Here is a 12,407-nt window from a genome sequence, read left to right on the forward strand (position 1 = left end):
TCTTTAAGTTAGGATAATTTAACTTAAAAAGGTAGTCTGTACTGGCTCGTTACTATGTTATCTATTCTTAATTTCTCTAAGACTCTCAGCGGGACTTGTAACGTTATTTGCACTATACCTGGTAGTCTGCCTATCTCTACTGCGCCGCTAATAGTAACTCTATTCCTTACCTCCTCAACACTCATCCCGAATAGTTTGGAAGCCCTAATGAAGCCTCTCGTGACTGCTTCGTTAATAGTGGGTCCAGACCCTATTACTTGTATAGGGGCTACAGGCTCTACCTCTATTTTTAATCTTCTAGCTAAACTCAAGACATGATCCCACTCGTCCTTCCTCCAGGGCTTAGCTAGAGGCGGTAAGTCTTCCTCAGGCGGTAGTAGTATGGGGCCTTCTAAACTTAAGTTCTTAATTACTGAAACCTCTACGATACTCTTAGCAGTAACGTCTGTCGTGTGTCCGGCAACCTCGCCATCTCCCTGCATAGCGTGAGCGTCTCCCGCATAAATTCCTCCACCCTCTACCTTGACAGGAACTATTAGGGTAGCACCCTCCCTCACCGAGTCTATGTCTAAGTGTCCGTCAGTAAGCCTGGTCTCATAATCTTCTTTAGTGATTGCGTAAGGGTGTGAAGCGTTTATGAGGAACCATCCAAAATCACCAGCATTGTGTGAGTCAGGTATATCGACTGCTGGTGTGCTACCTAACTGACCTAAGAAAGGTTTTATTCTAGTTGCTAACCCGACAATATCGCTCTTACCTAACACTAGTACGGGAACCTGCTTAGAATTTCTTGGGAGAACACTCCAATCAGCCGCATTCTTAGCTATATCCTCAGCTATCCTCTTATTGACTGTAATGCCGACACCCAAGCTTAAATCAAACACCATAGTATAGCCGTTAATCATCGTAAAAGGAGAGGCGGGAGCTCCACACTTCCTACACTTAACAGCATTATCTCCTATATCATCTACATAAAACTCAGGCCACGGCTCATTACATGAAGGACACTTCTTCATCACGTATGGGTCGCCAACATAACTACCTGGACGTACAGCATCAACGCCAGAGGAAGAAGCCTTAGAAAGAACTTCTATACTCAATACTCTAATGACTATAGCATCACCTACTCTAGCGCCCTCTACAGCGACAGGAACATTAACTTCGTGACCCCCCCTTATATTAGGGGTTATCATAGGACCCCAGCAACCAGGGGAAGTAACGAACACTACCCTACCGCCATCAGCAACAGGGCCTATCATCTTAGTGTGTGGTCCTATTATACCGTTAGTCTGAACATCATTATATACTTCTCTCTCGGCACTCAATACAATACCCCAAAATATGATTTTAGGGGAGGTATTTATGTATAGCTTCAAAAACTTTCTTTATCTTCAAGTTTAAAACAGTGCGCACGTTATAGCTTATTTGAGTGCTGTCTTAGCTACTGCCTCTATTATCTTGACGTAGCCCGTACACCTGCATAAGTTGCCTTCCAAGCTCTTCTTTACATCTTCTAAGGACTTGATTTTCTGCTTACTTATGGCAGCATAAGCCGTGAGTAGGAAGCCCGGCGTACAGAAACCACACTGTATCGCGCCTTCATCAACGAAGTTATTAACGAGTTCTCTGAATTTCGGGTCTTTCTCTAGTCCCTCAACCGTGACTACCTCTGCTCCCTCAACTTGCGGCGTTAAAATTAGGCAGGAAGTTACAGGGTTGCCGTCGAGTAGGACTGTGCACGTCCCGCACTCTCCCCGTTCACAACCCCTCTTAACGCTTCTCACACCTAGTTTTAGACGTAAAGTATCAAGAAGGATTTCATTAGGACTCACATCAACCTCAACTTCTTTCCCGTTTAGCTTGAACTTTACTATCATTATTTACTCACCCCCTCTAAACCAGCTCTTTCTAGAGCCTTCAGTAGAGCGTCTTTAACTAAAACTCTAGAAATGTGTTTTCTGTATTCTGCTGAAGCTCTAACATCACTTATCGGCGAGATGTCGTTCAACACAAGCTCTGACGCCTCCTCAATGACGTCACTTCTCACCTCCTTTCCTTTTAGGAAGGACTCAACACTCCTAGCTCTAACCGGTGTCGGAGCAACAGCGTTTAAAGCTATCCTCACATCTTCAATTCTCTTATTCCTTATTTTAAGGACTGCAGCTATAGCTACTACAGAAAGTGTGAAGGAATTCCTCCTACCTACCTTAACGTAAGAATAAGACCTAGCGAAGTCAGCATCGTAAGGCACTACTATCTCATGAAGTAGCTCAGTCTTGTACATTACGGTCTTCCTAGGTCCTGTGAAGAATTCTGTTATTGGTATTTCTCTTGTTCCTTCTATGCTTGTTAGTTTTATTTTTGCTTCGTGTACTAGGAGTGGTGGTGCTGAGTCAGCAGCAGGAGAAGCATTACACAAATTACCACCAACAGTAGCCATATTCCTAATCTGCCAGGAACCCAGCATCGAGGCCGCTTCAGCAAGAACCGGCAGCTTCTCTCTAATGACTGGAGACTCAACAATATCCTGCATTCTGGTTAGTGCGCCTATCCTGACCTTATCGCCTTCGTCAACTATGTATCTCAGGCTCTTAATTCCTGAGATATCTACTATTGTTTTTGGCTTATACCTACCAATCTTCAAGTCCACTACTAAGTCCGTCCCTCCTGCTAATACTTTAACGTCTTCCTTCCTGCTCAAGAGTCTTAAAGCTTCATCAAGTTCTGAAACACGCACATACTCTATCTCAGGTATCTTGTAGAACACGTGGCCTCACCCCCTCACCACACCTAAGAACTTAAGCACATTCTCAGGCGTCAGAGGTAATCTAGTTATGTTCACCCCCAACGCGTTGGCCACCGCATTAGAGAGTGCGGCAGGCATAGGTATCAAGGCCATCTCACCAACACCCTTAGCCCCGAAAGGACCGTACTTAAAGACATCCTCTACGTAAACAGGCTTAGCTATCTCAGGAACATCTCTTATTGTTGGTATGACGTAGTCTGTTAAGTCAGGGTTTAATATCTTGCCTTTCTCGTCAAATACTAGATGCTCCATCAGGACGTAACCCATGCCCTGAACAATAGCACCCTCAACCTGTCCCTCAACTTGTTGCGGATTTATTATTCTTCCGGCGGCTAAAGCAGGCCATACCTTAAGCACCTTGACTTGCCCAGTCCAAGTATCTACCTCTACCTCACTTATTACTGTGATATAACTGTATGCTGGGTAAGCAAACCCCTGACCAACTGTGTCATCAAATTTACCTTTAGGTAAGAAGAAATATCCGGTTGCACTTAATTCAACTCCTCTAGACATTGCTTCCTTAATGAGGTCTTTCCAACTCACGTATCTTGAGGGGTCGCTCTTAACCAGAGCTTTTTCGTCTTTTAATACTACTTCCTCAGGACTCACGTTAAGCATGCTAGCCGCGAGAGAAACCAACCTCTCTCTAAGTTTCGCTGCCGCTACTAAAACCCCTATACCACCGATACTTGTTCCTCTTGAGGCGTGCGTAGCTCCAGAGTCGGGAGCGTCAGTACTTCCGAAAATCACCTTGACATGGTCTGGCGAGACACCGAGCAATTCGCAAACTATTTGTACATGTGATGAGGTAGGAGATCCCTGACCAATCTCGGTGATTCCAGTATACATAGTTACAGACCCGTCTTTCTCTATCTTAATGTAAGAGTTAGACCAATCCGGAACTCCCCTAGAGGTGCTTATGCCATGCCACGCAACACCTATACCTATGCCTCTCTTAAACCTGCCGCTCATCTCGTTAAATTTCTTGTATTCCTCATATTTCTTTCTCCACTCCGATATCTCAGCTAATTTTCTTATGGCATCACCTACCCCGACAGAATGGTCGAGGAGCTGGCCCGTAACTGTGTACTTGCCTGGCTCTAAGATGTTCTTTAGTCTGAACTCTACGGGGTCCATACCTAGCTTCTCAGCCAACTGATCCATCTGTCTTTCAACGGCGAACTGGATTGACGCATTACCAAAAGCTCTGAAAGAACCTTCATAAACCTTATTAGTGTAGACAGCATATCCATCTACCTTGGCGTTAGGCACTTCATAAGGACCTGAAGAGTGCATCGTAGCTCTCCACAATATGAAGGGCGACCTATTAGCGTACGCGCCCGTATCATGTATTATCGTCACATCAATCGCTTGCAGCTTACCATCACTGCTGGCGCCACTCTTATACTTTATTATTGCTGCTTCTCTTTTCGGATGAATAATTATTGATTCTTCCCTGCTATACAGGACGAACGCGGGCTTCTTAGTTAAGTAAGCTACTAGACCTGCCTTAGCAGCCGCTAAAGGACCCTCGTCATCTTTACCTCCGAAGCCTCCCCCAACGTAAGGAACTATTATCTTAACATAGCTGGCAGGGACCCCGAGAATTTTAGCAGTTATGTCTCTTGCTAGATGCGGATATTGGATACCTCCTATGATCGTTATTCTCCCCTCCATATCAGGTATAGCTAGTGCTGCTTCAGTCTCAAGATATATGTGGTCTTGATGATGTGTCCTGTACTCGTTTTCCACTATAATATCTGATTTACTGAAGCCCTCAACAATATCTCCTTTCCTAACTTTAGTTCTGAAAGCTATATTAGAACCCGCTTCATCATGTATCAGCACATCAGTCCTCTCCAGCGCCTCTAGAGGGTCTAGAATATAGGGTAGTGGTTCGTAACTAACCTTAACTTCTTCAGCAGCCTTTAAAGCTTTATCGTAATCAGTTGCTGCAACAAGAGCTACTACCTCACCAACGTACCTAACCTTCCTTTCCGCAAGTAATGGCTGATCAGGTAACGCATAACCGACTTGATTAACTCCTGGAATGTCTCTAGCAGTAAACACTTGATTAACTCCTGGAATCTTTAAGGCATCAGTTACATCAATATTTTTAATAATTGCGTGAGGCTCAACACTAAGAACCTGCTTAATAAAGAGCGCCTCACTCATTAAGTAATCTTCCGTATACTTGGCAGTCCCTAAAGCCTTACTCAAGGCATCAACTCTGGACACCCTCTTCCCAACAACTACGAATTCTTTGGCTTCAAGCCACTTACTAATAAGAGACTCTGGACCTACGTTGATGTGCGTCATGATATCCAACCAAGATTAACACAAGAGTAGATTAATAAATCTTATGTTAACTCGTCACAGAAAGAAAAATAGACCTTATGGAAGTCCTTCAACACCGATAATTACCTAGCGTCAGTGATGATGGATGAGGGTTGACTACGTGGCACTCTTCTTAAGCCACAGGCCCCTCGGTTCGGTGTCTACTAATCGACTGTTTCTAACTATCACATTACCTCTTAACAAGACGTACTTTATCTCTCCCCGTAACTCCCAGCCTAAGTAAGGAGTGACTTTATGCTTGTATTGTAGCCACTCTTCAGTTACTAACGTTTTCCCGTTAGGATCTACCACAACTAGATCGCCGTCGCTGCCTATTCTTATCGCACCCTTACGCGGCCATAAACCGAAGTACTTAGCAGGATTTTCTGAAGCTAACTTAGGTATCGTAGTAAGCTGTATTAAGCCTCTTAAAGCCATGTCAAGAATCACTGGGAAGAAAGTCTGAACGTTTGGAAAGCCTGCTGCTGCATCCCACACAGGCTTTAGCTTCTCTTCCCTAGCATGTGGTGCGTGGTCAGAACCTAAAGCACTTATTACGCCCTCATTAACAGCCCTAAGTAGGGATTCTCTATGCACGTTACTTCTTATTGGTGGATTAACCTTAATCAGAGTTCCATACTTCGAGTAATCATCGCTACTGAAGGTCAAGTAGTGAGGACACGTCTCACCAGTCACGTTTATGCCCTCCCTTAACGCTTCTCTAAGCAACTCAACACTCTCCCTCGACGACATATGAAGTATGTGTACTCTACCACCGGTTTTCTTAGACATCAGTATTAATTTCATGACAGCTAACTCCTCAGCTATGGGCGGTCTCGCGTCCTCATGCGCTTGCGGGTCTACCCTGCCAGAACTCTTAACCTTATTAGTAAAGTGACTTACGAGCTGGTGATCTTCTGCATGGAAAGCTACAGTAATTCCAAGTCTCGATGCCTTGCTAAGTATCTCGTAAAGAGAGCCCTCACTCGGTGGCGGTATATTGCCTGTAGTAGGGCCTAGGAAGACCTTGAATCCCACGGCACCAGCACCCATTAAGTCTTCAATTAAATGTGTGTTTGAGTCGTGCAATACTCCGTACAACGCGAAATCTACGTACGCCTTACTCTTAAGCAGTTCTGCCTTATTAACTAACTTCTGTGGCTCATCTACTGGCGGCAAAGTATTAGGTTGCTCAATGACTGTCGTAACGCCGCCTACGGCAGCAGCCACAGTTCCATGCGTGAAATCATCTTTATACTCTAACCCAGGCTCTCTCATGTGAACGTGCTCGTCAACAAGACCTGGAAAGACGAGTAACCCATTAACGTCAAGAACCTCATTAACACTCTCAGGACTTAAGTCCTTACCTAAAGCTACTATCTTACCTTCAACTATCTTTATATCAGCTCTGAGAATACCTTCAGGAGTTACTATTAAGCCACCTTTCACTAACAGACTATCTTGATACGTACGAGACACTTAAATCACCACATTAAACTATTAAAGAACCTTTATTAAGATGTAGTCCTAAACAAGACTCTCCGGACTTCCCTTACGAAGCAATAATCTTATGTTCTCTAGGTCTCCTCACATACACCCTCGTCTTAATTAACCACAAACCAGCTATAACAGCCACTAAAGAAATAGAACTAATTAACAAGTCAATCGTAGTTTTTGAGATGACAGATATGTATATTTCTCGAATAGCTATTACCACAGCTGTTTCCATCAAAACTATTAAGTACTCCTCACCTCTAACAGCTAACACACTCCTCAAAAGCTCAGAAAATATGAAGAGTAGAAGTATATAATCAACTATAAGCTTCAACTCATTGATTGTCGAAGTATAAGAGATTAAGGTTCCTAAGTCTCTCACCAAATAATACGTTGTTACTGCTATCATGATCCCTAACGCTACTAAAATCACTACGTCAATAACGTACATTATAATGTTTACGATTTTTCTAGCTCTCGCGTGTGTAGCTGAGAGACCCATTAACCCACCTTAAGATATTACTCACTTTGTTTAAATAAAAATTGCGTTTGTTGTAGTAGGTTGTCACGACTTACTATCTGGTTTTAGAAGTCTTTAATTCACTAGCTTTTTTAACCGCCTTAATTATGTTGACGTATCCTGTACACCTGCAGAGATTGCCTCTCAAGAATTCTTTGATCTCCTCCTCAGTAGGTTTCTGATTAATCCTCAGTAAGTACTCACTCATTATTATGAAGCCAGGTATGCAGTAGCCACACTGTATCGCGCCTTCTTCTACGAAGGCTTCTTGAACCTCGCTTAACTCATCACCTCTAGAGATACCCTCAACGGTCGTTATTTCCTTACCGTTAGCGTCTACTGCTAAGGTCAAACACGAGAGTATAGGTTCCCCGTCAAGCAATACTGTGCAGGCACCGCACTCTCCTATGCCACAGACGTACTTAGTACCCGTCAGCTTTAATTTATCTCTCAACACGTTTATCAGTAATTCGTTAGGTTTAACATCTAATGTTATAGGCTCGCCATTGACTCTGAAAGTGATTTTCACCATTTAAGTCACCTCCTCACCCTCTCTAATGACTTAATGAGTGAGTCGTAAACCAAAACCTTCGAGACTTCTCTCCTATACCAGGCACTCCCCCTCACATCATCTATAGGACTAATCTCACCAACTACTAAACTAGCTGCTTCTCTCAAGATCTCTTCATCAACTCTCCTACCGATTAATGCCGCCTCACATCTCTTAGCCCTGACGGGGCGAGGAGCTACTGAACCTAGAGCTATCTTGACGTCTTTTATCATATTATCTTCTACCTCAACGTACGTTGCCGCACTAGCTATAGCTAAATCCATAGCTACTCTGCTTACCTTAATGAAGGATGACTTCCCCCTCTTCCTAGGTATTATGATCTCGTGGAGTAGTTCGTAAGGCTTCATGACTGTCGTTCCAGGTCCTGTGAAGAATTCTGTTATTGGTATTTCTCTTGTTCCTTCTATGCTTGTTAGTTTTATTTTTGCTTCGTGTACTAGGAGTGGTGGTGCTGAGTCAGCAGCAGGAGAAGCATTACACAAATTACCACCAACAGTAGCCATATTCCTAATCTGTACACTACCCATAGACTTAACAGCATCGTACAACGCGGGCACTTCCTCTCTCACTGAGTCAGACTTTTCTAGGTCGCGCCACGTAGTCAAAGCTCCTATACGTATTGAGTCCTTATCTGTTTTTATGTACCTTAACTCCTTGATGCGCTTAATATTAATTATGTATTTGGGTTCAATAGCTCGGACCTTCATCTTAACTAGAAGATCAGTCCCTCCAGCAAGAATCCTCGCTTCATTACCGTAGGTTTTTAGTAGCTGGAGGGCTTCCTCAAGACTTTCTGGCTCAAAATACTGAAACTCAAAAGGTATTATCTTAGTGTTTCTCAGAGTGATTGGGACTGGCCTTACCTCACGACTCATAACCCACCACCTCCCTTCTCTTTAATAGCCTTTAGTAACTTGTCTGGAGTCATTGGCAACTCATAAATCCTCACTCCCACAGCGTTATAGACGGCGTTTGCTATAGCTCCTACGGCGGGATTCATCGCCGCCTCACCCAAGCCTTTAGCTCCAAAAGGTCCCGTAGGCTCGTACGTGTTGGCTAATATTACCTTAAAGTCCTCAACATATGGAATGTCTTGAGCTGTAGGAATCTTATAATCTGTTATGAGACCCCTACTAAGTAACTCGCCGGTCTCCGGGTTGTAAGGAGTATCCTCAATGAAGGCCATACCCCAAGCCATGGCAAACCCTCCGTGCAGCTGACCCTCAACAAGGTCTCTGTTTATAGGCGTGCCTACGTCTGCTCCAGCAACTACCCTAACAGGTCTTACCTTACCTGTCCAGGTATCGACCTCTACCTCAACATAATAGACTGTGAAGCTCGGAGGAGCTGACGTGGCCCTATAAGAAACTACAGCAGCTATAGTACCCCAATTCCTTTGCCAGGCAGTCCTCGCCAGATCCTTGAGAGTTATCTTAACGTCTGGAGAACCCTCCACATAAATAATCGTCTGTTTCATCTCCTCATCATATCTTATCTTTAAGGCCTCCGGATTAACGACTTTATTCAGTAACCTAGTTGCGTATTCAAATATCTTCTGCTTAACTAACTGTGCCGCTCTCCTAGCAGCCTCACCGCCGACGTAAGTACCTCTTGACGCATGTGTACACACGTCGTAGGGAGTATTCTCTGTAGTAGCTGTAGCAAGACTTATTGACTCTGGAGGGACACCAAGTTCTTCAGCTATGATCTTGACGTGCGCGTCGAGAGTTCCTCCACCATGGTCTTGGAGGGCTGTTATATACTCTAGTGTTCCGTCTTCATTTAATCTCAGAACAGCGCCGGAGTAGTCGATTACTTCACCTGATATAGGTCCTCCTGCGCCGGAAGTATGGAATCCTCTGCCAACACCTATCCCTCTCCTAAACCTCCCTTTCTTGTCTTCAGGTCTTCCTCTACTCTCCCAACCGATTAATTCTTTACCCTTAGCCAGCAGTTCTGGGACGCCGTCAGACTTTATTACAGACCTGACAGTAGGTCCCTGACCCCAGAAGACGTCTCCTAATCCTACATAATTCTTTAACCTCAAATCAATTGGGTCTATACCTAGCTTCTCAGCTAACTCATCCATAATGACCTCAACAGCCCAAGTCACTTCAGGAGCTCCATAACCTCTTAAAGCGCATCCAGGCACTTTATTCGTGTAGACTGCCTTACCTATGTACCTTATGTTCTTCCACTTATACAGAGAAACGAACCAACCTAGTGAAGTCCCTAGCAGGGGATATGGCTGGATTTGGTGAGCACCTACATCAAGTATATTCTCAAACTCAGCACCAACTAACGTCCCATCTTTCTTAGCACCGACTTTTATTCTGAAGTGGAAAGTAAAGTTAGAATGGTCGAGCATGTCTTCCTCTCTAGTGTAAGCGAGCTTCACAGGCTTTCCAGCTTTAAGACATAACGCTACAGCTATGGGGACGAGAACATTCGTCTGTATACTCGACCCGAAACTACCGCCTATCGGGACCTTAACTACGTTTATCTTACTTAAGGGGATCCCGAATATCTGATGGATAAGTATTCTCGTGTTATGTATTGTTTGCGTTGTCGTGTATATTGTTATCTTTCCATCAGCTTCAGGAACGCATAAAACCGCTTTCGGCTCTAGCTGCATGTGGTATCTCTTACCTGTCTTAAAGAATCTCTCTATCACGATGTCAGCTTCCTTAAAAGCCTTATCAACGTCTCCTTCAACGTAGTTTAAGGTAGCAGCTATATTATTCTCTACCTTAATCCACTCATCACCTTTCATTATCTTCTCGTGAATTGGCGGGCTTTCAGCACTCATGGCTTTAAACGGGTCTAACACCGGTTCGTAAACCCTCTCAACCTCAAATCTGATTGACTCAGCAGCCTTCTGAGCTAGCTCCTCAGTCGGTGCGGCAACAGCGGCTATAGGGTCGCCGAGATACCTGGGCTTCTTAGTGAGGACGTAGTGATCTTTAAAAGTAACTTCATTTATGCTAACAAGTCTAGGGTTGAAAGGCTTCTGAGGAACGTCATCCGGAGTTATGACGACAGCACCTAGCCTCACAGCCTCGCTAACGTCAAAACTCTTAATGTCCGCGAAAGCATAGGGGCTCCTAACTATCCTGCCTATAAGCATTCCAGGAACCTCTAAATCATTAGTGAATTTAAGAAGACCCTTAACCTTGACTAAGGCATCCTTCCTCAGAGTCTTTGAATTAATAAAGGAAACCTTAGCACTCAATTTAATCATCCCAAGACCTTAATGAACACGGGTAATTAAGCTTTATCGACGTGACACCCTCCAAACAGAACACAGAGTTCCAGGTCACGGACACCCTTCAAGCCTGACAGCACGAGACTCACATACGGTCTCTCTAGGAAGCTCGAGAGACCGCTCTCAACACTTCTCAGGCACTCCCACACCAACGCAAAAACCTTAAAAACTTAACACACAGAAACTGTTTTCCCATACTAAACTTAAGTCATTGAAGGCTCATACTGATGATTAGGTCTTGTGAGATTTATTAGTTCCGGTACGAAACTAAGTTTCGGTGCGGAACCATGAAGCTATTCGACCTACAGCCTAAGTATAGTAGGAAAGATTTGTTTGATAGAACTAGAGAATTAAGTGAGTTGCATAGAGCTATTGACCGCGGCTATCCTATAGTCGCGCTCCTAGGGATTAAGCGTATTGGGAAGACTAGCGTTTTAAAGACTTTTCTCAACGAGGTGTACGGGATCTACGTTGATTTAAGAGGTGTCGTTAGGAGAGCTGATTTGGAAGTCAAGGTGACAGACTCTATAAGTAGTTCTTTAAGAAAAGTCAGAAAATTCGTGGAAGGTATCAGAGGAGTTAGTGTAGCTGGCTTCTCAGTAGAGATTAAGTGGAGAGGTAGTGACTCAGTAAGTCTTGCTGGACTATTAAGTGAGATTAACAAGAAAAAGAAAAGATTTGTCGTCGCTTTAGATGAAGTACAATCGGTTAAGCCCCCTCTCTCTGCTGAATTAAGAAACCTACTAGCTTACGGGTACGACAACCTAGAAAACATATCATTCATAGTAGCAGGGTCTGAGATTGGCATGTTACGTGATTTCCTAGGGTGTGAGAATCCCGGGTCACCGCTGTATGGGAGGTATATCTACGAAATACACATTGATAGATTCAGCGAGAAAGAGTCAAGAGAATTTCTTGAGAGAGGGTTTAGAGAGGAAGGTGTTGAACCACCTGCGGAAGTAATCGATCAAGCTGTTGAGTTCTTTGACGGAATAGTTGGGTGGCTCGTGTTTTTCGGTAGAAAATACGTTGACGGATACAGAGACATAGAAACCCTGAAGAATATAGCCGTAGAGCTCGCGCGTGAGGAACTAACCAAGCTAAACTATAGGGAGAGAGCAGTACTTAAAGCCATAGCAAGCGGACACAGAACGTGGAGTAGTGTGCGCAAACACGTAACAGAAAATTATGGTGTTACTATACCTAAAGCAACACTAACTAGAATCGTGACGAAACTAGAACGTTTAAGCATAGTAAAGAACTACGAATTCCAAGACCCAGTCTATAGAGAAGCTTCTAAAAAATTAAGACCATAGTTAGTCTCGCAACTTTATGAATTCCCTCCATCACGAGCTACTAAGTGTTTCTTCTCTCTGATCATTCCTTGTCTACTGCTTTAGGCTTCGCGAGTCAT

General features: G+C 43.9%; 11 protein-coding genes. 1 reads left to right on the forward strand and 10 read right to left on the reverse strand.

What is annotated here, in order from left to right; translation table 11 throughout:
* Window positions 1-23: 23 nt before the first annotated feature.
* The 10 genes from QXL29_02030 to QXL29_02075 form a co-directional block, all read right to left on the reverse strand.
* Window positions 24-1,325, reverse strand: a complete 1,302-nt coding sequence (locus QXL29_02030; protein ID MEM2283369.1) for an acetamidase/formamidase family protein — start codon at window positions 1,323-1,325, stop codon at window positions 24-26.
* Window positions 1,326-1,421: 96 nt separating this feature from the next.
* The gene (locus QXL29_02035; protein MEM2283370.1) at window positions 1,422-1,877 is read right to left on the reverse strand and encodes a (2Fe-2S)-binding protein; all 456 of its coding nucleotides are present in this window, start codon (window positions 1,875-1,877) and stop codon (window positions 1,422-1,424) included.
* Window positions 1,877-2,767 carry a xanthine dehydrogenase family protein subunit M gene (locus QXL29_02040; protein ID MEM2283371.1) on the reverse strand — a complete coding sequence of 297 codons (891 nt, stop codon included), beginning with the start codon at window positions 2,765-2,767 and terminating at the stop codon, window positions 1,877-1,879. Before QXL29_02040 ends, QXL29_02035 begins: the two co-directional genes overlap by 1 nt.
* 6 nt (window positions 2,768-2,773) lie before the next feature.
* Window positions 2,774-5,125: a xanthine dehydrogenase family protein molybdopterin-binding subunit gene (locus QXL29_02045; GenBank protein MEM2283372.1), complete on the reverse strand. Its 2,352-nt coding sequence runs from the start codon at window positions 5,123-5,125 to the stop codon at window positions 2,774-2,776.
* A 135-nt stretch (window positions 5,126-5,260) separates the two neighbouring features.
* Window positions 5,261-6,622 carry an allantoinase AllB gene (gene allB / locus QXL29_02050; protein ID MEM2283373.1) on the reverse strand — a complete coding sequence of 454 codons (1,362 nt, stop codon included), beginning with the start codon at window positions 6,620-6,622 and terminating at the stop codon, window positions 5,261-5,263.
* 73 nt (window positions 6,623-6,695) lie between these two features.
* Window positions 6,696-7,139, reverse strand: coding sequence for a phosphate-starvation-inducible PsiE family protein (locus tag QXL29_02055; GenBank protein MEM2283374.1), 444 nt, complete (start codon window positions 7,137-7,139; stop codon window positions 6,696-6,698).
* A gap of 73 nt (window positions 7,140-7,212) precedes the next feature.
* Complete coding sequence (locus tag QXL29_02060; GenBank protein ID MEM2283375.1) at window positions 7,213-7,689, reverse strand: (2Fe-2S)-binding protein; 477 nt, start codon at window positions 7,687-7,689, stop codon at window positions 7,213-7,215.
* A gap of 5 nt (window positions 7,690-7,694) precedes the next feature.
* Window positions 7,695-8,603 (reverse strand): xanthine dehydrogenase family protein subunit M, encoded by a 909-nt coding sequence (locus QXL29_02065; GenBank protein ID MEM2283376.1) that lies wholly within the window; start codon window positions 8,601-8,603, stop codon window positions 7,695-7,697.
* A complete protein-coding gene (locus tag QXL29_02070; GenBank protein MEM2283377.1) occupies window positions 8,600-10,960 on the reverse strand; it encodes a molybdopterin cofactor-binding domain-containing protein in 2,361 nt (786 codons plus the stop codon). Before QXL29_02070 ends, QXL29_02065 begins: the two co-directional genes overlap by 4 nt.
* A gap of 35 nt (window positions 10,961-10,995) precedes the next feature.
* Window positions 10,996-11,142, reverse strand: coding sequence for a hypothetical protein (locus tag QXL29_02075; GenBank protein MEM2283378.1), 147 nt, complete (start codon window positions 11,140-11,142; stop codon window positions 10,996-10,998).
* Window positions 11,143-11,280: 138 nt separating this feature from the next.
* On the opposite strand from QXL29_02075, the gene QXL29_02080 reads away from it, so the two are divergent.
* Window positions 11,281-12,309: an ATP-binding protein gene (locus tag QXL29_02080; protein ID MEM2283379.1), complete on the forward strand. Its 1,029-nt coding sequence runs from the start codon at window positions 11,281-11,283 to the stop codon at window positions 12,307-12,309.
* Window positions 12,310-12,407 lie beyond the last annotated feature (98 nt).

Origin of the sequence: Zestosphaera sp., from assembly GCA_038843015.1 — an archaeon.
Classification (GTDB): Archaea; Thermoproteota; Thermoprotei_A; order Sulfolobales; family NBVN01; genus Zestomicrobium.

What these genes read in the sequence shown, in the direction of transcription:
- QXL29_02035 (MEM2283370.1), bottom strand. Translation starts at nt 1,877, where the DNA reads ATGATAGTAAAGTTCAAGCTAAACGGGAAAGAAGTTGAGGTTGATGTG.
- QXL29_02045 (MEM2283372.1), bottom strand. Translation starts at nt 5,125, where the DNA reads ATGACGCACATCAACGTAGGTCCAGAGTCTCTTATTAGTAAGTGGCTT.
- QXL29_02055 (MEM2283374.1), bottom strand. Translation starts at nt 7,139, where the DNA reads ATGGGTCTCTCAGCTACACACGCGAGAGCTAGAAAAATCGTAAACATT.
- QXL29_02060 (MEM2283375.1), bottom strand. Translation starts at nt 7,689, where the DNA reads ATGGTGAAAATCACTTTCAGAGTCAATGGCGAGCCTATAACATTAGAT.
- QXL29_02065 (MEM2283376.1), bottom strand. Translation starts at nt 8,603, where the DNA reads ATGAGTCGTGAGGTAAGGCCAGTCCCAATCACTCTGAGAAACACTAAG.
- QXL29_02080 (MEM2283379.1), top strand. Translation starts at nt 11,281, where the DNA reads ATGAAGCTATTCGACCTACAGCCTAAGTATAGTAGGAAAGATTTGTTT.